This window comes from Methylobacterium sp. OAE515, assembly GCF_041806315.1.
In the GTDB taxonomy this organism is placed as follows: domain Bacteria; phylum Pseudomonadota; class Alphaproteobacteria; order Rhizobiales; family Beijerinckiaceae; genus Methylobacterium; species Methylobacterium tardum.
In genome coordinates this window covers 3,220,478-3,241,022 of sequence record NZ_JBGMUV010000001.1, presented here as the reverse complement: position 1 = coordinate 3,241,022, position 20,545 = coordinate 3,220,478, and the positions used below count along the sequence as shown (strand labels likewise).

The following is a 20,545-nucleotide window of genomic DNA, read 5'->3' as shown; positions in this document are numbered from 1 at the left end:
CCTATCGCGCCGAGGATCGTGCACCGTCCTTCCGCCGCTCAGGCCCGCGCATGCCGGATACCAGCGCCCTCCACTCGGCCTCTGACGCACTGGCGGCTGGCCGGCAGGTGCAGACCGGACGGATCCGCACGATCTCCGAGAACATCGCCAACGCCGATTCCGCTCCCACCGAACCGGGCGGGGCGCCCTATGCCCGCAAGATCGCGGTGTTTGCCCCCGTCGTGGCCGACAGCCCGCGCAGCCCGGTCGGCCGCATCGTGCGCGACAGCAGCGACTTCCGCCGGCGCTACGACCCGTCGAACGGCGCCGCCGACCTCAGGGGATATGTTCGCCTGCCCAACGTGAACGCGGCCGCGGAATCGGCCGACCTGCAGCAGGTGGTCCGGAACTACGAGGCCAATCTCAACGCCTCGGCCACGATCGACAGGCTGACCCAGGCGACGATCAACCTGATCAGCTGAGCCCGGCGCGCCGCCGGCCGTAGCCGGCATAGATCGCGAGGCCCAGTACCAGCCAGAGCGCGAGGCGGATCCAGGTCTCGGCCGGGAGCGAGGCCATCAGCGTCAGGCACGACAGGATGCCGAGCCCGGCCGTGAGCGTCGCCGCCGGCACCCGGAAGGGGCGCGGCCGGTCCGGCTCCGTCCGGCGCAGGATCAGCACCGTGGCGCAGACGAGGCAGAACGCCAGGAGCGTGCCGATGCTGACGATCTCGCCGAGGATGTCGATCGGGACGAGGCCCGCCACCGCGGCCGTGAACAGGCCGATCACCAGCTGGCTCGCCACGGGCGCCCGCGTCACCGGATGGACCCGGCAGAAGGCCTCCGGGAGGAGGCCGTCACGGGCCATGGCGAAGAAGATCCGGCCCTGCCCGTAGAGCGCGGTCAGCGCCGACGTGGTCAGGCCGATCAGGGCGCCGGCCTTGATCACCGTCGCGAAGCGCGACAGGCCGATCGTGTCGACCGCCTTGGCCACCGGGTCGGCGACGTCGAGGTCGCGGTACGGGACGAGGCCGGTGAGCACGGCCGCCATCGCCACGTACAGCACCGTGGTGATCAGGAGCGACCCGATCAGCCCGACCGGCGCGTCCCGCTGCGGCGTCCGGCACTCGCCCGCGGCCGTCGCCACGGTCTCGAAGCCCACGAAGGCGAAGAACACCACCGCGGCGCCGCGGAACACGCCGCTCCAGCCAAAGGCGCCGAAGCGCCCCGCATTGTCCGGCACGAACGGCTGCCAGAGCTCCGGCTTGAGATGGGCCGCGCCGACGCACACGAAGGCCAGGATGATCGCCACCTTGCAGGCGACCAGGAGACCGTTCACCAGAGAGGCCTCCCGGGTGGCGCGCATCAGGAGCGCGGTCAGCAGCAGGACGATGCCGACGGCCGGCAGGTTTATGAGGCCGCCATCCCCGGGCGCTGCGGCGAGCGAGGTCGGCAGCCGCAGGCCGAAATCCGCCGCGAGCGACTGCGCGTAGCCCGACCAGCCCACCGCCACCGTCGCCGCCGCCACGGCGAATTCGAGGACGAGGTCCCAGCCGACCACCCAGGCCGGAAACCGCCCCAGGCTCGCCCGGGTGTAGGTGTAGGTGGAGCCCGGCTCCGGGATCATGGCCGCCAATTCGGCGTAGCACAGGCCGACGAAGCCGCACGCGATCCCGCCAATAACGAAGGAGAGGCTGAGCGCCGGGCCGGCATATTGCGCCGCCGCGGTCCCGGTGAGCACGAAGATGCCGGCGCCAATCGTGGCGCCGAGCCCGATGGCGATGAGGCCGGGGGCCGTGAGGCTCCGGGCGAGCGCGCGGCTCTGCCCGGGCTCGGCACGGACGCCTGTCGTCACCGCAGATTCGGCCATTCCGTCCCCCCTTCCCGCTTGATCGCGCCTCGAACGCCGAGGAGCAAGCGGCGCGCCTGAACGTGTCCCGAGCCCGGTCACGCGTCGAAGCATCGCGCAGCGTGGCCGCAAACGGAATGGTTCACCGGACCCTCCCGGGGCCGCGTAGCCGAGCCCAAGATCCCGAATCGCCGGTGCCGCCAGGCTGAGCCAACCACGCGGATCTGGATTCCGGGCCCTGCTTCGTGGCCCCGGCACGACGCCGCGGGATGCGATCGTCTTGTGCGGGGTCGATCGGACACGGCGGCCCGCAGGCTCGGGGCTGGCATATCCGACGGTTTCGTGTCATGGAACGCGAGCCTCGACCCGGGTTACCGGGCGGGGCTTGAGCCGCTTGGCGCTGTGACCGTGCTGGACGACATCCCGGCACCGGCCGAACGCCGAGCCCGCGCGCGCCCGAACGGGGCGCCGCATCCGACCAGCACAACCCGAAAGGCACGCGATGTCGATCACGGCAGAGCGCAAGACCGCGCTCATCAAGGAACACCGCAAGGACGCCAAGGACACCGGGTCCCCCGAGGTCCAGGTGGCAATCCTGACCGAGCGGATCACCAACCTCACCGGCCACTTCAAGACCCACGCCAAGGACAACCATTCCCGGCGCGGCCTCCTGAAGCTGGTCTCGCAGCGCCGCTCGCTGCTCGACTACGTCAAGCGCAAGGACGAGGCCCGCTACCGCGCCCTCATCGAGCGTCTCGGCATCCGCCGCTAAGGCGTCTATCGCGCGGTTCCGGGCACGGCCCGGGACCGCGTTTCACCATCGCGGGATGCCGGAATGGGTCCGGCCTCCCGTCAAGCGGGCCGCTTCGAGGCGCCGGCATCGGGGCAGGATCGCGAGACACTCACGCCGTGGAGTGTCTCGCCGTCTTGCCCCCGGGCGGCGCCGGGCTTGGGCCCGCCGCAGGCAAGGAAGAGACGAAAGAATGTTCGACGTTCAACGCGAAGAGCTGATGTGGGGCGACCGCAAGCTCGTCCTCGAGACCGGCAAGGTTGCCCGCCAGGCCGACGGCGCCGTGGTCGCCACCTACGGCGAGACTTCGGTGCTCGCCACCGTGGTCGCCACGAAGGAGCCGAAGCCCGGCATCGACTTCATGCCGCTCACCGTGAACTACCAGGAGCGCGCCTACGCGGCCGGCCGCATCCCGGGCGGCTACTTCAAGCGCGAGGGCCGTCCCTCCGAGAAGGAGACCCTGGTCTCCCGCCTGATCGACCGCCCGATCCGCCCGCTCTTCGTCGAGGGCTGGCGCAACGACACCCAGGTCGTCGTCACCGTCCTGACCCACGACCTTGAGAACGATCCCGACATCGTCGCCATGGTCGCGGCCTCCGCCGCCCTGACCCTGTCGGGCGTGCCGTTCATGGGCCCGATCGGCGGCGCCCGCGTCGGCTACATCAACGGGAGTTACCGGCTGAACCCGCTGGTCACCGAGACCAAGGAGGAGTCCAGCCTCGACCTCGTCGTCGCCGGCACGCAGGACGCGGTGCTGATGGTCGAGTCGGAGGCCAAGGAGCTGTCCGAGGACGTGATGCTCGGCGCCGTGATGTTCGGCCACAAGCATTTCCAGCCCGTGATCGAGGCGATCATCCGCCTCGCCGAGAAGGCCGCCAAGGAGCCGCGCGACTTCAAGGCTCCCGAGAACGCCGACGTCGAGAAGGCCGTCCTCGAGGTCTGCGAGACCGAGCTGCGCGCCGCCTACACCAAGACGGTCAAGCAGGAGCGCTACGCCGCCGTCGACGCCGTCAAGGCGAAGGTGATGGCCGCTCTCTGCCCGGAGGGTGCCGAGAAGTACCCGGCCGAGAAGGTCAAGGCCGCCTTCAAGGAGGCCCAGTCGAAGGTTGTGCGCTGGAACGTGCTCGACACCGGCGCCCGCATCGACGGCCGCGACCTGAAGACGGTCCGCCCGATCGTCTCCGAGGTCGGCGTCCTGCCGCGGGCCCACGGTTCGTCGCTGTTCACCCGCGGCGAGACCCAGGCCCTCGTGGTCGCCACCCTCGGCACCGGTGAGGACGAGCAGTTCATCGACTCGCTGGAAGGCACCTACAAGGAGCGCTTCCTGCTCCACTACAACTTCCCTCCCTACAGCGTCGGTGAGACCGGCCGCATGGGCTCCCCGGGCCGTCGCGAGATCGGCCACGGCAAGCTTGCCTGGCGGGCGATCCGTCCGGTCCTGCCGCCGGCCCACGAGTTCCCCTACACGATCCGCGTCGTGTCGGAGATCACCGAGTCGAACGGCTCGTCCTCGATGGCCTCGGTCTGCGGCGGCTCGCTGTCGCTGATGGATGCCGGCGTGCCCCTGCGCCGTCCGGTGGCCGGCATCGCCATGGGCCTCATCCTCGAAGGTGAGCGCTTCGCGGTCCTGTCCGACATCCTGGGCGACGAGGATCACCTCGGCGACATGGACTTCAAGGTGGCCGGCACGGACGAGGGCGTGACCTCGCTCCAGATGGACATCAAGATCGCCGGCATCACCGAGGAGATCATGCGGGTCGCCCTCGACCAGGCGAAGGACGGGCGCGCCCACATCCTCGCCGAGATGGCCAAGGCCCTGACCGCTGCCCGTCCGGAGCTCGGCGAGTACGCGCCGCGCATCGAGACGATGCAGATCCCGACGGACAAGATCCGCGACGTGATCGGCACCGGCGGCAAGGTGATCCGCGAGATCGTCGAGAAGACCGGCGCCAAGATCAACATCGAGGATACTGGCATCGTCAAGATCGCCTCGGCCGACGGCAAGGCGATCAAGGCGGCCTACAACTGGATCCGCTCGATCGTGGCGGAGCCGGAAGTCGGCGTGATCTACGACGGCACGATCGTGAAGTGCATGGAGTTCGGCGCCTTCGTGAACTTCTTCGGTGCCAAGGACGGTCTCGTCCACATCTCGGAGCTCGCTGCCCAGCGGGTCGCCAAGGTTCAGGACGTCGTCAAGGAAGGCGACAAGGTCAAGGTGAAGTTCCTCGGTCAGGACGACCGCGGCAAGATCCGCCTGTCCATGAAGGTCGTCGACCAGCAGACGGGCGAGGACATCACCGAGAAGGTGAAGGCTCAGCGCGACGCCGACCGGGCCGAGCGCGGCGACGAGCCGCGCGAGCCCCGCGAGGGCGGCCGGCATCGCGGCGAGCGCCGCCGCGAGGCCGGCGAGTAAGCCGCGGGACGCGCGCACCGGCTCCGGCCGGTGCTGGATGTCTCAGACGGGCGCGGTCCTCAGGGGCCGCGCCCTTTTCTTTTCGTCGCACGGGGGTCGGCCGTCAGCCGGGAACGGGGCGCCGGATGCCGCGTTCCCCCGCGACTTCCGAACCGGAGACCCTCATGGCCAACGACATGATGCACGACATCTTCAGCGGGCAGCCGAACCTGTCGACCACGGAGCGCGCCGTCTCGGTGGCGCTCGGCCTCGGCATCGCCGCGGCCGCCGCGCAGCCCCGCCCCAACAAGCTCCTGAGCCTGCTGGCGCTCGTCGTCGGCGTCGGCCTCGCGGTGCGCGGCGCAACCGGTCATTGCGCCGTGAAGGCCGCGTCCGAGCATCTTTAAGGCCCCGACGTTCGAGCCGTCTTTGCGAGCGAAGCGAAGCAATCCAGTCCGTGCACCGTCCGACATCGTCGGGTTGCCCTGGGTCACTTCGCTGCGCCCGAGCTGACGGAAGGCGCTGTGGCGAGGCCCCGACCGGATGCGGCGGCCAGACAACAAAAGGGGCGCCCCGCGGGGCGCCCCTCGTCGTTCCGGGGCCTACCGGACGGTTCAGTAGGTGGTGGTGCGGCGGCCGGCGATCAGGCCGTAAATGAACAGCACGACCACGGCGCCCACGATCGCACCGATGAAGCCCGCCCCCTGGTTCGGTCCGTACCAGCCGATGGCCTGTCCCAGGAACGTCGCCACGAAGGCGCCGACGATGCCGAGGATCGTGGTCAGGATGAAGCCGGCGGGCTCGTTCGGGCCCGGCATGAGGAACTTGGCGATGACGCCGGCGATGAACCCGATGATGATGGTCCAGAGGATACCCATAACAAACCCCAAGGCGTGACTGTCGATGCCGGCAGAACGCGCCGCGGACCGCGACGGTTGCCCGCACCCCGCCGCCGGATGACGATTTTCCTCGGGTTCCAGCGGCGGCCGGACGCGCAGCCCTTTACGGCCGGGCCGCCGCCGCGGCAGATACGCCGGTTCCTGAGGTGTGGAGACGGGCATGGACATTCAGCGGATCGAGCCGGGCAAGCGGATGTCGCAGGCCGTGACCTTCGGCGACATGGTCTACCTCGCCGGCCAGGTCGCATCCGACACGGTCGGCACCGGGGTGACGATCCAGACGCAGCAGATCCTCTCGGAGATCGACCGGCTGCTGGCCGCAGCGGGCAGCGACAAGGAGCGGATCCTCTCGGCCACCGTCTACCTCGCCGACATCGCGACCTTCGCGGAGATGAACGCGGCCTGGGATGCCTGGGTCTCCCCGGAGAACCCGCCGGCCCGCGCCACCGTCGAGGCCAAGCTCGCCGCGCCCGAGTATCTCGTCGAGATCGTGGTCGTGGCCGCGAGGAGCCGGTGAACGGCCTGCGTCGCCTCGTTCTGGCGGCCGTCCTTCTGGCCGCCCTCCCCTTCGCGCAGCCGGTCCCGGCCGCCGAGGAGCGGGTCCTCAACATCTACAACTGGTCGGACTATATCGACCCGAAGGTGCTCGAGGCCTTCACCCGCGAGACCGGCATCAAGGTCGTCTACGACACCTACGACAACAACGAGATCCTCGAGACCAAGCTGCTGGCCGGCCGCTCGGGCTACGACATCGTCGTGCCGTCGGGGCCCTACCTGCAGCGGCTGATCCGGGCCGGCGCCTTCCTGCCGCTCGACAAGTCCAAGCTGAAGAACCTCGGCAATCTCTGGCCCGAGGTCACGAGCCGGCTGGCGGCCTACGATCCCGGCAACACCTACGCCGTCGACTACATGTGGGGCACCACCGGCATCGGCTACAACGTCGCTGCCGTGCGCGAGCGCCTGGGCGCCAACGCGGCGGTGAATTCCTGGAACCTCGTCCTCAATCCCGCTTCCGCCAACAAGCTGAAGGAGTGCGGGATCATGATGCTCGACAGCCCCGAGGATCTGATCCCGAGCATGCTGCCGGCCTTTGGGGCCAAGGCCGATTCCAAGCGCTGGGACGACATGACCCTGGTGACCGACGCCCTCTACAAGGTGCGCGGCTCCGTGCGGAAGTTCCACTCGTCGGAGTACATCCAGGCGCTGGCCAACGGCGATATCTGCGTGGCGGTGGGCTATTCGGGCGACGTGATGCAGGCCAAGCGCCGCGCCGACGAGGCCAAGAACGGGACCGAGATCGCCTACGTGGTGCCGAAGGAAGGCGCGCTGATGTGGTTCGACACCTTCGCGATCCCGAAGGATGCCGCCCACCCGGCCGAGGCGCTGGCCTTCATCGACTACATGATGCGGCCCGATGTGGCCGCGGCGAACACCAACTTCGTGGCCTATGCCAGCGGCAATCTCGCCGCGAAGAAGTTCGTGAAGCCCGAGATCCTGAGCAATCCCGGCATCTACCCGGACGAGGCGACGATGCAGCGCCTCTCGATCAACACCGCCTGGGACGACCGCACCCAGCGCTTCGTCACCCGTCTGTGGACCCGGGTCCGGACCGGGCGCTGAGGGGGCCTCAAGGCACACGACTCCAGAGGCGTCATCCCGGGGCCGCGCAGCGGAGCCCGGGATCCAGACACGCCGAGGACCCCAGGAATAAGCACCCACAGAGCCTCTGCTTTCCGGGCTCGCCTCCGGCGCCCCGGAAGGACGAGGCGATAGCCGCCGGCAAACCTTCGGATAGGGAGCCCGGCGTTCCATGTCGCCGGGCCCTCGCCGTCAGGAGGGACGCTGGTGCCGCCGCCTAGTGCTTCAGGTCATCCGGCACCTTGCCGCCGTTCTCGGCGAGCTTCTGCATGACCTGCTTGTGCAGCCAGATGTTCATCGAGGCCGAGTCGTCCTTGTCGCCGGTGTAGTGCAACTCGTCGGCGAGCTGCTTGCGCGAGGCGAGGCCGGAATCGAGGCCGAGCAGCTTCATCAGGTCCACGATCGAGTGGCGCCAGTCGAGCGTCTGCGGGTTCTTCTCGGCGAGGCTGGTGAGCACGGCCGCGACATCCACGGGCTCGCTGCCGCCGGCGCTGCCGGGGGCGGACGGGGTGGAGGGCGTGCTGGAGGTGGCCGGACCACCCGAGCCGGCCGTGGCCGAGGGCGCGGCCTCCGCGGTTCCACCGCCGAACGGGTGGAGGATCTTGCCGACGATGCTGCCGAGGAGGCTCATGGGTCCGCTCCGATTCTCGTAACCCAGCATCCGCGCCGGGCGGCCTGACAACAGGTTATGCGGCTCGACGTTCCGTAGCCGAGACGGGACGCGCGTCCCGGTCGCCTGCTAAGCTCGGCGGCTGCCGTCCGCGGAGAACCGATTCGACCCGGGCCTGCACCGGGCAGATCGGATGTCATCGCACCCGCCTGGACCAGCCGAGGATCGTGTCGTGAGATCAGGTGTCAGTCTATCCGAGCGGTCCTTCACCCTCATCCTCTGGCTGGTGGCCGTCGCCTTCGCGGTTTTCCTGATCGGCCTCGGTTCCCTGGTGGTCGGCGACCTGCCGGAGGTCGAGCACCGCTATACACTCGAGCAATTCCTCAATCCCGGGAAGTCGCAGACCACCGCGGCCGCCCTGAAGGAGGTCCGCCGTGAGCGCGGCGACAACCAGCAGCAGACGGATCAGGCCCAGCTCGCCCTCGACGCGGCGCGCTCGGCCTCCGCGGCTGCCCGCGAGACCTTCGCCAACTGGCTGAAGACCCGGGATACGACACAGCGTGTCGACCAGGATCCCGATCTGGTTGCCCGGACGCAGCAACTCGACGCCCTGAAGGCCGCCGAGCGGACGGTCGAGGAACGGCTGGAAGCCCTGGCTCAGGCGGATCTCGACCTCGCACAGAAACAATCGGCGCTGATGGCCGAGGACAGCGAGGAGCGCGCGGCCGCCCAGCAGAAGCTCCAGGCCGCCGAGAGCACGCAGGAGCTGCGCGTCTTTGGCTACCGGCTCGCCGTGACCCTCCCGCTGCTGGTTCTGGCCGGATGGCTGCTCCTGAAACGGCGGAACACGCGCAATTGGCCGTTCGTGTGGGGGTTCGCGCTGGCGGCGGCCTTCGCGTTCTTCGTCGAGCTGGTGCCGTATCTGCCGAGCTACGGCGGCTACGTCCATTACGGCGTCGGGGTGGTGGTCACCCTCGTGGCCGGACGCGCGGCGATCAACGCCCTCCACGCCTATCGGGAGCGCCAGCGGATCGCGGAAGCGCGACCCGACGAGGAGCGACGGACCGAGATCGCCACCGATCAGGCCCTGCTCCGCCTCGCCAAGAAGGTCTGCCCGGGCTGCGAACGGCCCGTCGACGTCGCGAGCCCGAATGCGAATTTCTGCCCGCATTGCGGGATTGGCCTGTTCGAGCGGTGCCCCGCCTGCGACCATCGCAAGAGCACGTTCGAACGGTTCTGCTCCGCCTGCGGCAGCCGCGGCGGTAATGCCGCCCTGGGGCAGGCCTGACCGGCCCGTGGGGCGAATGGCCGGCATGTAACCCAGCGCGCGGCTTGCCGCGCCGGAGGCTCTGCCGAGACACCGTAGACACCGCTAAGCTCAGCTGATCGGCCATCCTGCCGACACGCCTGCCACTGTGGCGCCTCCCTGTGCGTGATCCGGCGCGCCGGGAAAGGTGTCAGGGGGCCTACGTGCGGGCGCCGTGCAGCGCCGCTCCGAGCAGGCACAGGCCGAGCACGAGGCAGATCCCGCTCCAGCGCTCAAAGACGGCCGCGCGCCCCGGATACCGCAATGAAAGACCCGCGAAACTCACGCCGCAGATTAGACACACCAAGCTCATCACGGCGATCAGCACGTTTCCCTGCTTCCGGACTTGATGCGCGTAGCCATAATCAGATTTCGCCGGCAGGCGAGCGAAAAAATAGCGTCATCCATAGCGAATTCGGAATTGTGAAGTTTCCGCCAGGGCCGCCCAGCTTGATTTGAGAACACTAAATCTGAGGTTGTATCCGGTCGACAATCCAAAAATGACTGATTTGTCCCGTCTCGGTATTAGACCGAACTTGAAAATCGACATTTGTTGCAAACTGCGATCGACAAATCCTCCGCCCAAAAGCGGGTTCGTTCCCGCCGCGACCAGGAACGGCGGGGCGGCGGATTCCGATCCGTTGCGAAAGGATGAATTAAGCCGGGTTCGACAGGGCCGTGATGATGGCGGTCCGCTCCTCCGCCGGGGTACCGCGCGGTCCCGGGCGGCCGGCGCGCCCGTACCAGTAGCGCGCGTTGCCTGCGTCGCCCTCGAGCCTATGGAGATGGGCGTGCACCCAGGCGGCATCGGGCCCGGACGCGTCCTGAACCAGGGCATGCGCCCGCTCCCAGGCAGCCGGGTCCGAGCCTGACGGATCCTTGGCCAGCCACCAGAGGGCGGCGAGCGGCGCCGGCCAGGACGCTGGGGGAGCGGTCTCGGTCAGGGCCGCGGCGAAGGCGGCGGTCAGGCTCTCGGTCATGGCGCTTCTCCCCTCCGTCGCGTCGATCCCGCACCGCGGCTCAGCGGCCGGCGGCGCGCTCCGGCTGCCAGCGTCCGCGGCGCTGCCGGGCGGACCAAGCGTAGCGGGCATCGCCGTCGAGGCGGTCGAGATGGTCGGAGAGGCGGTTGCGTTCAAGCCAGGCGAGCGCTGCCTCCAACTCCGGCAGGGTCATAGTCGCGCGGCCCTTGCCGAGCACGCGCTTCAGCACGGCGTTATAGCGATGCGCGAGGTTGCCGGCGCGGGGCACCCGCAGCGAGGCCTCGTCCTCCACCGCCTGCGCCGCCACCGCGACGGCGAGCCTCTGGCGCAGCGTCCGCTCGGTGATGGAGGGCGGCTCGGGGGTCGGTGCCATCGGCGTCGGCTCGGCGAGGCGCGGGCGCAGGAGGGCATAACGTAGGCCGATCGCGTTGCTCTCCAGGGGCGTGATCCCGGCGGGCTCGTCGTCACGCCAGCGGGTCCGCTCGGGCACGACGGCGCTGGCCGGGCGCTCGCGCCGGGGCCGGACGCTGCTGCCCTGCTCGGTCTCCAGCTCCAGGCGGAAGCGGGCGAAGAGCGGGTCGTCGGGGTGGAAGATCAGGGCCTGCTGCGCGTCGTAGGCGCCGGCATGCGGATCGACCCGGGTCGCCCGGGCGAGCATCTGCTCCAGCCAGGGGCGCGACCGGATATGGGTGAGGGCCGCAACCACGGCGACCTCCGGCGCGTCGAGGCCCTCGTAGGCCATCGCCACCGTTACGAGCACCGCCGGTTCCGGGGTGAGGCGGAAGGCGGCCAGGGCGGCATGGGCGTCGCCCTGGCCGGAGGTCGCCAGGCGCACGTCGCGCTCCCCCTGCCCGGCCGGCATCCAGCTTCGCAGGGTCGCCAGATAGGCCCGCGCGCTCGCCTGATCCGGCGCCACCACCAGAAGCTTGCCGAGCCCCCTCACGGCCTCCCCGGGCGGAAGCTGCCGCTCCGCTCGGCGCCGGGCGCGCAGGCGCTTCGTGGCGTGGAACGCCTCGCTCAGGAGATCGCGGGCGAAACCGGTGCGGAGGGCCGTGAACAGGGCCGGCCGTGTGGTGACCCGCACCGAGCCGGCGCCCAGCCGGTGTGGTCCGACCCGCGGGCTGTCGCCGGCGATCCGGCCACCCTCGAGCCAGCTCGCCTCGCCGTCGATCGCCCCGAAGGTCACCGGCAGCACGGCCCGTTCGGCGAGGGCCTGGGCGCGCGAATAGCCGATCACCGCGAGGCCCGGCGCGTCGAGGTCGAGTTCCGGCCCGCGGCCCGGGGCTGCGGGCTGGTAGGGCAGGCCGAGGATGCGCCGACCGTCCGCCCGCTCGAGCGTGCCCGACAGGTAGAGGCGGAAGGCGGCCGCCTCCATCACGGGCAGCATCGCCCGGGACCATGCCCCGGCCTCCGCGTCCTCGGCGGAGGCTTCCTCCGCTCCCGGCCTGCCGGGAACCGGCAGGTGATGGACCTCGTCGATGACCAGAAGGGTCCGGTGCGCCCGCGCTTCCGCCAGATGAAGAGCCGGCGCGGCGGCGACCGCCTGGTAAGTGGTGATGTAGCCGGCCAGGCCCCGGGCCGGATCACGCTCGTTGTCGGCGGCGCGCACGGAGAGGGCATGCCCGAAGGCTGCGCGCCAGAGCGGGTCGGCAAAGGCCTCCTCAGCCTGCAGTCGCAGCGAATCCCGCGGCACCACCCAGACCACGCGCTCGACGAGACCGGCCTCGATGAGCCCATGCGCGGCGATCACCGGCAGCAGCGACTTGCCGCCGCCGGGCGTCACCGCAGCCAAGATCTTGCGGACATGGCCCACCTCCCCGCGCGCCATGGCCGAGACCAGGGCCATCAGCGTGCGCTGGTGGGACCGCAGGGACGGGGCGGGACGGGTCAAGGGCCGACGAAGCAGGGCGACATGCACGCACCGTGGCCGATCCGGATTCCTTTGTGAATCCCCCGGAGTCGCGGAACGTTCGCGTTCTCGTCTCGGCAACGTCGGCGGAATGCAACCCCAGACCCGGCTCAGGCGCTCCCGCCCGAGCGGCTTCCGCGCCGGAAACCGATATCCCTTCACGGCCGCCGCACATGTGAGACCGGATCCGGGCATCACAAGCGTTGACACCCGGCCCACCCCTCACCATAAGGGCGCCGCGGGCGAAAAACCCGCCTTGGGGGAATGTCCCGAGCGGCAAAGGGGGCGGACTGTAAATCCGCTGCGTAAGCTTCGTAGGTTCGAGTCCTACTTCCCCCACCAAGTCCTTCCCGATCCCGTCAGCTCTGTTTCGCCAACGCGGCCTCGATGCGCGCGGCGGCGGCGGCGGAGAAGCCCTTCCCTTCGAGCCCCTGCCCCGCAGCCGCCTGGCCCGTGAGCGTGCGGCGCTTGCCCGCCGGCAGGTGCGCCTTGCGCAGCGCGTGCGAGTCCCGGTGGCTGGCATGGGTGATGGCGATGGCCAGCGCGTCGGCGGCGTCGGCGATGCGGAACTCGGCCTTCGGCAGCAGGAAGCGCACCATCGCCTGGATCTGCACCTTCTCGGCATGGCCCGAGCCCGCCACGGTCTTCTTGATCAGGTTGGCGGCGTACTCGAACACCGGCAGCCCGGCGAGCGCCGGCACCACCAGCGCCATGGCCCGGGCATGGCCCAGCTTGAGGGTCGCCTGCGCGTCCTTGTTGACGAAGGTTTCCTCCACGGCGACCTCGTCGGGCTTCACGCTCTCGACGATGCGACCGATCCCCTCGAACAGCTCGCGCAGGCGCAGGGCCAGCGGCAGCTCGCCGTCCGAGGTCACGACGCCGCAATCGCCGTAGGTGAGCTTGGTGCCCTGCGCGGTGATGAGGCCCCAGCCGGTGCGGCGGAGCCCGGGATCGATGCCGAGGATGCGGACGGGGCTGGTCATGATGCTCCACGGCTCGACGAACGGCCCGAGGCTGCCGTACGTATCGTGAACGCCGGGTTTCACCAAGACACGGCTTCTGGAGGATGACCATGAGCGCCGACGCCCTGATCAGCCGCTTTCCGGTGCCGAAGCTCTCAGAGATGCCAGAGGATCTGCGCGCCCGGATCGCCCTGGTGCAGGAGAAGGCCGGCTTCGTGCCCAACATCTTCCTGGCGCTGGCGCATCGCCCGGACGAGTTCCGCGCCTTCATGGCCTATCACGACGCGCTGATGGACCGGCCGGGCGGCCTGACCAAGGCCGAGCGCGAGATGATCGTGGTGGCGACCAGCGCGGCCAATGACTGCCTCTACTGTGTCATCGCCCACGGCGCGATCCTGCGGGTGCGGGCCAAGAACCCGCTGATCGCCGACCAGATCGCCGTCAACTACGCCAAGGCCGACATCACCCCGCGCCAGCGCGCCATGCTGGCCTTCGCGGTCAAGGTCGCGACCGATCCCCGGAGCGTCGGCGCGGAGGATCACGCGGTCCTCGCCGAGCACGGGTTCAGCTCGGACGACATCTGGGACATCGCGGCGATCACCGCGCTCTTCGCCCTGTCGAACCGGATCGCCAGCGTCGCAGAACTGCGCCCGAACGATGAATTCTACGCGATGGGTCGGTGAGGCCGGCTCAGCCGCGGCGCCCGAGCAGGATGATCGCCGTCCCGGCGAGGCAGACCGCGCTGCCCGCGAGATCCCAGCGGTCGGGTCGGTGGCCCTCGGCGAGCCAGAGCCACAGGACCGACGCGGCGACGTAGACCCCGCCATAGGCCGCGAAGGTGCGCCCCGCGGCCGGGCTGTCCACCAGGGTCAGCAGCCCGGCGAAGGCCGCCAGCGAGGCCAGGCCCGGCACGATCCACCAGACGGAGCGGCCGAGCCGGAGCCAGGACCAGAACGCGAAGCATCCGGCGATCTCCGCAAGAGCGGCACCGACATAGGCGAGGAGTGACATGGACGCAGCTTGGCACGGCGTCGTGCGCCAAGCGACCGTCGTGAGGGCGAGCGCGGGCGCACGTTAAGTCCGCAGCAAGGATGATCCGGTCGATAGGTCCCATGAGCGCACGTGAGCCTGACCACGATCTGCTACTTCCGGGCGACGCCCCCCTGCGCGAGGCCGTCCAGGCCTGGATCGACGGGCTTGCGCGCGAGCGGCGGATGGCGCCCAACACCGTCGAGGCCTACGGGCGCGACCTGCGCCAGTTCCTCCACCACCTCGCCACGCGCCACGGCACCCCGACGATCCCGATGCTCGTGGCCCTGAAGGTGCGCGATATCCGCGCCTTCATGGCCGCGCGGCGGGCCGACGAAGTCTCCGGGCGCTCGCTGATGCGCATGCTCGCGGGCTTGCGCTCCTTCGCGCGCTATCTGGAGCGGGAGGGTTACGGGACCGTCTCGGCGCTCGGCGGCGTGCGCTCGCCCAAGGTGCCGCGGCGGCTGCCGCGCCCCCTCCCCGTTTCAGCCGCGGTGGCGCTGACCGACACGGGCATTCGCGCCGGCGAGGAGCGCGAGCCCTGGGTGCTCGCCCGGGACGCCGCCGTTCTGGCGCTGCTCTACGGGGCCGGCCTGCGCATCTCCGAGGCGCTGGGTCTCGCACGGCGCGACGCGCCGTTGCCGGGCATCGATCAGGTCACCGTCCTCGGCAAGGGCGGCAAGCAGCGGATGGTGCCGATCCTGCCGGTCGTCGCCCAGGCCGTCGCCGATTATCTCGCCGCCTGCCCGCTGCCGCTGCCGCCAGAGGGGCCGCTGTTCGTCGGGGCCCGCGGCGGCCCGCTCTCGCCGCGCATCATCCAGTACACGGTCGCCCGTGCTCGGGGCGCCCTCGGCCTGCCCGACACCGCGACGCCGCACGCCCTGCGCCACTCCTTCGCCACACATCTCCTTGCCCGGCAGGGGGAACTCCGCGCCATCCAGGAACTCCTCGGCCACGCTTCCCTGTCGACCACCCAGCTCTACACGCAGGTCGATGCGGCCCGGCTGATGAGCGCCTACGCGGCCGCCCATCCCCGAGCCGGACGCTGATCTAAACTGCTAGAGCGGGCAATTTTGACGCAGTATGTTACTGGACTCTGCAGAATATCGACTGTCCCGAGTTAGCAGTCGTTTTCTTTAAGAGCTTCGTCATGATCTTTGGCCACTCTCGCTGACGAGACACGGATCGGCTGGGCGGGCGTCATGGAGCTTGAGGAGGGAATGACGCCGGCACGGGTTGTGATCGCGGATTGCGACACGGGCCGCCGCACAGCCCTCAGGGAAGTCGTTCAGCGCTTCGATGCACGGGCCATCATCGATGAGGCGACCTCCGGTCAGGCACTCTGCGACATCCTGCTTCGGCACCGTCCGACCCTGGCCTTCGTCGGCCTTCAACTCGAGGATCTGAGTGGGCCCGAAGCCGTCGCGGTGGCGCGTCGGGCCGGCGCGGAACCGCCCTGCCTGGTTCTGGTCGCCACCCGCGTGCTGGCACACTGGCAGGACATCGCCACCAGTCTCGGCGCCTACGAGGTTCTGAAAACACCCCTCGATCCGAGCCATATCGAGCAGCTTCTGCACGCCGATGCCCGCCGCCGCGCGCCGACCCGGGCGCTGCTCGCCTGCTCGACGCCGGCGGGACGGTCCGCGATCAGCCGGGTGGTGGCGCGCAGCGGCTTCGCGATCGAGCTCGACGAGACGGATGACGGCCGCCACGCGCTGAAGCAGCTCAAGCTCGCGTCCTACGATTTCGCCTTCATCGACGTGAAGCTCGCCGGCATCGACGGGCTCGAACTCGCCTGCCAGATCCAGCCCCTCGGCCTCGGCACCCGGATCACCCTGCTGACCACGGCCGAGCTGGAGCCGGTCGCCCAGGCGGGCCGCTATTTCGGCGTCGACGCGGTGCTGCGGATGCCGTTCTACGCCCGCGACATCGACCTCGCCCTGCACAACGCCCTCGGCCTGCGCAGGCCGTACCTGCTGAACGCCCTCACGGCGCCGCCCGCGCCGAGCGCGCTCCTGCGGATCGCCGATCTGCCGAATTCGCGGCGCAAGATCGCCTGATCGTCCTACAGGTCTGAGAAACGACCGGCCGCTTGGGCGCGTCGTCTTTCCGGGGCCGCGCAGCGGAGCCCGGAACCCACAGCCGCCGACACACTCAGGTCCTGCACGGCGTGCGGATCTGGATTCCGGGCTCGCCATCGGCGACCCGGAATGACGGCGGATCGGCCTCGAAGGCGCTTCTTCACGGCCCGCACGTCAGGATGAGGAGGCGGGTGGGATCCCACCCGCCCGTCGCTCAGACGTGGATGGCGCGCTTGTTCACCGCGAGCGCCGCTTCCTTCACCGCCTCGGTCAGCGTCGGGTGCGCGTGGCAGGTGCGGGCGATGTCCTCGGATGAGGCACCGAACTCCATCGCCACCGCCACCTCGGCGATCAGGTTGCCGGCATCGGCGCCGACGATGTGCACGCCGAGCACGCGGTCGGTCTGGGCATCGGCCAGAACCTTCACGAAGCCGTCCGTGGTGCCGTTCGCCTTGGCGCGGCCGTTGGCCGTGAACGGGAATTTGCCGGCATTGTAGGCGATGCCGTCCTTCTTGAGCTCTTCCTCGGTCTTGCCGACCGAGGCGACCTCCGGGAACGTGTAGACCACGTTGGGGATCACGCCGTAATTGACGTGGCCAGATTGCCCGGCCAGCATCTCGGCGATGGCGACGCCCTCGTCCTCGGCCTTGTGGGCCAGCATGGGGCCGGCGATCACGTCGCCGATGGCGTAGATGCCGGTGACGTTGGTGGCGTAGTGCGCATCCGTCAGGATCCGGCCCTTGTCGTCCCGCTGGACGCCGACCGTGTCGAGACCCAGGCCTTCGGTGTAGGGCACCCGGCCGATCGCCACCAGGACCACGTCGGCCTGCAGCGTCTCCGCCGCGCCACCTGCGGCCGGCTCGACTGTGACGCTCGCGCCGCCCTTCTTGCCGACCTCGACGCCCGTCACCTTGGTGGACAGCTTGAAGACGATACCTTGCTTGGTCAGGATCCGCTGGAACTGCTTGCCGACCTCGCCATCCATGCCGGGCAGCACCCGGTCTAGATACTCGACCACGGTCACCTCGGCGCCGAGCCGGCGCCAGACGGAGCCCAGCTCCAGCCCGATCACGCCGGCGCCGATGACGAGGAGCTTCTTCGGCACCCGGTCGAGTTCGAGAGCGCCCGTCGACGACACCACCACCGTCTCGTCGATGGTCACGCCCGGCAGGCGCGTCACGTCGGAGCCGGTGGCGATGACGATGCTCTTGGTCTCGAGCATCTGGTTGCCGCCATCCTCGGACACGACCTCGACGCGGCCCGCGCCGGCGATCCGGCCTGTGCCGTGGAAGGTCTCGACCTTGTTCTTCTTGAGCAGGAACTCGACACCCTTCGTGTTGCCGGCCACGCCCTCGTCCTTGAAGGCCATCATCTTCTTCAGGTCGAGCTTCGGCGTGCCGACGTCGATCCCAAGATCGGCGAAGTGCTTGTTGGCTTCCTCGAACGCCTCGGAGGCGTGGAGCAAGGCCTTCGACGGGATGCAACCGACGTTGAGGCAGGTGCCCCCATGGGTCGCGCGCTTCTCGACGACCGCGGTCCGCAGGCCGAGCTGCGCCGCGCGGATCGCGCAGACATAGCCGCCAGGGCCAGTGCCGATGACGACGAGATCGTAAGACATGTGCGTTCGCTTCCGGTCGGTCGTGCCGCGTAAAAGACGGGCAAAGACTATGAGGTTGGACTCAGCGGCCGCCGCCGATGTCGAGGATGGCGCCCGTGGTGTAGGAGGCCTCCTCCGAGAGGAGCCACACGATCGGCGCGGCGACCTCCTCGGCGGTGCCGGCCCGCCCCATCGGGACGCCGGGGCCGAGGCGTTCCACCCGGTCGGGCTCGCCGCCGCTGGCGTGGATCTCGGTGGCAATGATCCCGGGCGCCACCGCGTTGACGCGGATGCCCTCGCCGGCGACTTCGCGGGCGAGCCCGATCGTCAGAGAGTCGATCGCACCCTTGGAGGCGGCGTAGTCGACGAATTGGCCGGGTCCGCCGAGCCGCGCCGCCACCGAGGACAGGTTGACGATCGATCCGCCGACGCCGCCGCGCTTCGTCGACATGCGCCGCACCGCCTCGCGGGCGCAGAGGAAGCTGCCGACGACGTTGGTGGTCATCATCCGCTGGAGCCGGGCCGCGCTCATGTCGGCCACGTCGGACTTCACGTCGACCACGCCGGCATTGTTGACGAGCGCCGCGAGCCGGCCGAGCCCGTCGGCCGCCTGGAACAGGGCGATCACGTCGGCCTCGCTGCCGACATCGCCCTTCACGGCGAGCGCCGTCCCGCCCTTGGCGGTGATCGCATCCACCACGCCCTGCGCCGCGGCGGCATCCGACACGTAGCTCAGGCAGACCGCGTAGCCGCGCTCGGCCAGGAGCAGCGCCACCGCGCGGCCGATGCCGCGGCTGCCGCCGGTGACGATCGCGACCCTGTTCTCAGCGCCCGGCATGACAGCCTCAGAGGTCCAGCACGAGGCGCGCCGGATCCTCCAGCGCCTCCTTGACCCGCACCAGGAAGGTCACGGCCTCCTTACCGTCGACGATGCGATGGTCGTACGACAGGGCGAGGTACATCATCGGCCGCGCCTCGATCTTACCGGCGCGGACCACCGGGCGCTCCTCGATGCGGTGCATGCCGAGGATGCCGGATTGCGGCGCGTTGAGGATCGGCGTCGACATCAGCGAGCCGTAGATGCCGCCGTTGGTGATCGTGAAGGTGCCGCCCTGCATCTCCTCGATGGAGAGCTTGCCGTCGCGGGCCTTCTTGCCGAAGCCGGCAATCTTCTTCTCGATCCCGGCGATCGACAGGTCGTCGGCGTCGCGCACCACCGGGACGACGAGGCCTTTATCGGTGCCGACTGCGATGCCGATGTGGTAGTAGTTCTTGTAGACGAGGTCCTGGCCGTCGATCTCGGCATTGACCGCCGGCACGTCCTTGAGGGCGCCGATCACCGCCTTGGTGAAGAAGCCCATGAAGCCGAGCTTCGTGCCGTGCTTCTTCTCGAAGATGTCCTTGTACTGGCTGCGCATCGCCATCACGGCCGACATGTCGACGTCGTTGAACGTCGTCAGCATCGCCGCCGTGTCCTGCGCGTCCTTGAGGCGGCGCGCGATGGTCTGACGCAGCTTCGTCATGCGCACGCGCTCCTCGCGCGCGGCGTCGTCCGGCGCCGAGGGGGCGCGCGGCAGGGTCGGGCGGGCCTCCTTGGCGGGCGCCGACGGGGCCGGGCCCTTGGCGATGGCGCCGAGCATGTCGCCCTTGGTGACGCGGCCGTCCTTGCCCGAGCCGTTCACGCTCGACGGATCGACACCGGATTCGCGGGCGATCTTGGCAACCGCCGGACCATTGTCGCCGACCGGGCGCTGCTGAGCCGCAGGCGCGGCGGCATCACCGTGATTGCCGTAACCAGCCGAGGATTCCTGAGCCGGCGCCTCGGCCTTCGCGGGCGCAGCGGCCTTCGGAGCCTCGCTGCGGGTCTCGGCCTTGGTCTCGGCGGCCTCCTTCGGGGCCTCCTTCGGCGCGGCCTTCTTGGCCGTTCCGCCGCCGGCACCGGCCTCGACGATCGAGCCGAGCAGGGCGCCGGGCTCGACGGTCTCGCCGTCCTTGACCAGGATCTCGCCGAGCTGCCCGGCCGCCGGGGCGTTCACCTCCAGCGTTACCTTGTCGGTCTCGAGCTCGACGATCGGCTCGTCGGCCGCGACCGTGTCGCCGGGCTTCTTGAACCAGCGGCCGATCGTGGCCTCGCTCACGGATTCGCCGAGGGTCGGGACGAGGATGTCGGTTGCCATGCTCTTCTGCCCCGCGGGGGGCCTCCTCTGGATGTCGGGCCGCGACGTCAGCGCCGCAGGATCAGGGATGGAACGGGCGAGACGGTGTACCGGAAGCCTGCCTGCGCCATCAGGACGGGATCCGCTTCGCCGAGCGCCTCGGCCTGCGCCGCATCGGCTGCCTCGACCAGGGCGAGGCCCCAGGTGCCGCCGGGCTCGAAGACGGGCCCGACCGCGATGGCAGCTCCCGCCTCCGCCTGCTCCATCCAGTAGCCGGAATGCGCCGAGAACAGCGCCTTCTCGGCCTCCGTCGCGTCGAACGGGAAGCTCGGGCGGGGCGGTTCCAGGCGGAGCAGGAAGTAGGCCATG

Annotated in this window: 22 protein-coding genes and 1 tRNA gene; 11 read left to right on the top strand and 12 right to left on the bottom strand. The window is 69.8% G+C overall.

The genetic code is table 11. The annotated features are described in order from the left end of the window. The first annotated feature begins 50 nt into the window (after positions 1-50). A complete protein-coding gene (locus ABIE45_RS15945) occupies positions 51-461 on the top strand; it encodes a flagellar basal body rod C-terminal domain-containing protein (RefSeq protein ID WP_192708776.1) in 411 nt (136 codons plus the stop codon). Here ABIE45_RS15945 and ABIE45_RS15940 read toward each other — a convergent pair. Further along, positions 454-1,848, bottom strand: coding sequence for an amino acid permease (locus ABIE45_RS15940; RefSeq protein WP_192708775.1), 1,395 nt, complete (start codon positions 1,846-1,848; stop codon positions 454-456). The two genes, ABIE45_RS15945 and ABIE45_RS15940, sit on opposite strands and share 8 nt — an antisense overlap. A gap of 481 nt (positions 1,849-2,329) precedes the next feature. On the opposite strand from ABIE45_RS15940, the gene rpsO reads away from it, so the two are divergent. The 3 genes from rpsO (at position 2,330) to ABIE45_RS15925 (ending at position 5,416) form a co-directional block, all read left to right on the top strand. Next, positions 2,330-2,599, top strand: a complete 270-nt coding sequence (gene rpsO, locus ABIE45_RS15935; RefSeq protein WP_010685305.1) for a 30S ribosomal protein S15 — start codon at positions 2,330-2,332, stop codon at positions 2,597-2,599. A 211-nt stretch (positions 2,600-2,810) separates the two neighbouring features. Then, positions 2,811-5,030 carry a polyribonucleotide nucleotidyltransferase gene (gene pnp / locus ABIE45_RS15930; protein WP_192708774.1) on the top strand — a complete coding sequence of 740 codons (2,220 nt, stop codon included), beginning with the start codon at positions 2,811-2,813 and terminating at the stop codon, positions 5,028-5,030. 164 nt (positions 5,031-5,194) lie between these two features. Continuing rightward, a complete protein-coding gene (locus ABIE45_RS15925) occupies positions 5,195-5,416 on the top strand; it encodes a YgaP-like transmembrane domain (RefSeq protein ID WP_020093742.1) in 222 nt (73 codons plus the stop codon). A gap of 207 nt (positions 5,417-5,623) precedes the next feature. On the opposite strand, the gene ABIE45_RS15920 is transcribed toward ABIE45_RS15925, so the two are convergent. Continuing rightward, entirely contained in the window at positions 5,624-5,887 is a 264-nt protein-coding gene (locus tag ABIE45_RS15920; RefSeq protein ID WP_192708806.1) for a GlsB/YeaQ/YmgE family stress response membrane protein, read from the bottom strand. A gap of 181 nt (positions 5,888-6,068) precedes the next feature. On the opposite strand from ABIE45_RS15920, the gene ABIE45_RS15915 reads away from it, so the two are divergent. Both ABIE45_RS15915 and ABIE45_RS15910 read left to right on the top strand, forming a co-directional pair. Further along, on the top strand, positions 6,069-6,425 hold the full coding sequence (locus ABIE45_RS15915) for a RidA family protein (protein WP_192708773.1): 357 nt from the start codon (positions 6,069-6,071) through the stop codon (positions 6,423-6,425). Positions 6,426-6,445: 20 nt separating this feature from the next. Then, positions 6,446-7,528: a polyamine ABC transporter substrate-binding protein gene (locus ABIE45_RS15910; RefSeq protein WP_373622888.1), complete on the top strand. Its 1,083-nt coding sequence runs from the start codon at positions 6,446-6,448 to the stop codon at positions 7,526-7,528. A gap of 235 nt (positions 7,529-7,763) precedes the next feature. On the opposite strand, the gene ABIE45_RS15905 is transcribed toward ABIE45_RS15910, so the two are convergent. After that, a complete protein-coding gene (locus tag ABIE45_RS15905) occupies positions 7,764-8,177 on the bottom strand; it encodes a DUF3597 domain-containing protein (RefSeq protein WP_192708772.1) in 414 nt (137 codons plus the stop codon). A gap of 211 nt (positions 8,178-8,388) precedes the next feature. On the opposite strand from ABIE45_RS15905, the gene ABIE45_RS15900 reads away from it, so the two are divergent. Continuing rightward, positions 8,389-9,444 carry a zinc ribbon domain-containing protein gene (locus ABIE45_RS15900; RefSeq protein WP_192708771.1) on the top strand — a complete coding sequence of 352 codons (1,056 nt, stop codon included), beginning with the start codon at positions 8,389-8,391 and terminating at the stop codon, positions 9,442-9,444. A 178-nt stretch (positions 9,445-9,622) separates the two neighbouring features. On the opposite strand, the gene ABIE45_RS15895 is transcribed toward ABIE45_RS15900, so the two are convergent. From ABIE45_RS15895 to ABIE45_RS15885, 3 genes are all read right to left on the bottom strand, one after another. Next, positions 9,623-9,790, bottom strand: a complete 168-nt coding sequence (locus ABIE45_RS15895; protein ID WP_192708770.1) for a hypothetical protein — start codon at positions 9,788-9,790, stop codon at positions 9,623-9,625. A 328-nt stretch (positions 9,791-10,118) separates the two neighbouring features. Next, complete coding sequence (locus tag ABIE45_RS15890; protein ID WP_192708769.1) at positions 10,119-10,442, bottom strand: hypothetical protein; 324 nt, start codon at positions 10,440-10,442, stop codon at positions 10,119-10,121. A gap of 40 nt (positions 10,443-10,482) precedes the next feature. After that, entirely contained in the window at positions 10,483-12,333 is a 1,851-nt protein-coding gene (locus ABIE45_RS15885; RefSeq protein ID WP_192708768.1) for a DEAD/DEAH box helicase family protein, read from the bottom strand. Between the two features lie 276 nt (positions 12,334-12,609). Between ABIE45_RS15885 and ABIE45_RS15880 the strand changes: the two genes are divergently transcribed. Further along, positions 12,610-12,693: transfer RNA gene (locus ABIE45_RS15880), tRNA-Tyr, on the top strand. 17 nt (positions 12,694-12,710) lie between these two features. Here ABIE45_RS15880 and ruvC read toward each other — a convergent pair. Then, positions 12,711-13,334, bottom strand: coding sequence for a crossover junction endodeoxyribonuclease RuvC (ruvC, locus tag ABIE45_RS15875; RefSeq protein ID WP_192708767.1), 624 nt, complete (start codon positions 13,332-13,334; stop codon positions 12,711-12,713). An 89-nt stretch (positions 13,335-13,423) separates the two neighbouring features. Here ruvC and ABIE45_RS15870 point away from each other — a divergent pair, with 89 nt between their 5' ends. Beyond that, positions 13,424-13,996 (top strand): peroxidase-related enzyme, encoded by a 573-nt coding sequence (locus ABIE45_RS15870; protein ID WP_373622374.1) that lies wholly within the window; start codon positions 13,424-13,426, stop codon positions 13,994-13,996. A 7-nt stretch (positions 13,997-14,003) separates the two neighbouring features. Here the strand turns inward: ABIE45_RS15870 and ABIE45_RS15865 are convergent, their stop codons facing one another. Then, a complete protein-coding gene (locus ABIE45_RS15865; protein WP_192708765.1) occupies positions 14,004-14,324 on the bottom strand; it encodes a YnfA family protein in 321 nt (106 codons plus the stop codon). 101 nt (positions 14,325-14,425) lie between these two features. Here ABIE45_RS15865 and ABIE45_RS15860 point away from each other — a divergent pair, with 101 nt between their 5' ends. Next, the gene (locus ABIE45_RS15860; RefSeq protein ID WP_373622373.1) at positions 14,426-15,391 is read left to right on the top strand and encodes a tyrosine recombinase XerC; all 966 of its coding nucleotides are present in this window, start codon (positions 14,426-14,428) and stop codon (positions 15,389-15,391) included. A 108-nt stretch (positions 15,392-15,499) separates the two neighbouring features. Beyond that, entirely contained in the window at positions 15,500-16,402 is a 903-nt protein-coding gene (locus tag ABIE45_RS15855; RefSeq protein ID WP_373622372.1) for a response regulator, read from the top strand. 235 nt (positions 16,403-16,637) lie between these two features. Here the strand turns inward: ABIE45_RS15855 and lpdA are convergent, their stop codons facing one another. The 4 genes from lpdA to ABIE45_RS15835 all read right to left on the bottom strand — a co-directional run bounded on the left by lpdA (position 16,638) and on the right by ABIE45_RS15835 (position 20,544). Then, a complete protein-coding gene (lpdA, locus tag ABIE45_RS15850) occupies positions 16,638-18,041 on the bottom strand; it encodes a dihydrolipoyl dehydrogenase (protein ID WP_192708763.1) in 1,404 nt (467 codons plus the stop codon). Between the two features lie 61 nt (positions 18,042-18,102). Next, a complete protein-coding gene (locus ABIE45_RS15845) occupies positions 18,103-18,858 on the bottom strand; it encodes an SDR family oxidoreductase (protein ID WP_192708762.1) in 756 nt (251 codons plus the stop codon). Between the two features lie 7 nt (positions 18,859-18,865). Next, positions 18,866-20,197, bottom strand: a complete 1,332-nt coding sequence (odhB, locus tag ABIE45_RS15840) for a 2-oxoglutarate dehydrogenase complex dihydrolipoyllysine-residue succinyltransferase (RefSeq protein ID WP_192708761.1) — start codon at positions 20,195-20,197, stop codon at positions 18,866-18,868. Positions 20,198-20,244: 47 nt separating this feature from the next. Further along, on the bottom strand, positions 20,245-20,544 hold the full coding sequence (locus ABIE45_RS15835) for a YciI family protein (protein ID WP_192708760.1): 300 nt from the start codon (positions 20,542-20,544) through the stop codon (positions 20,245-20,247). Between the last annotated feature and the right edge of the window lies 1 nt (position 20,545).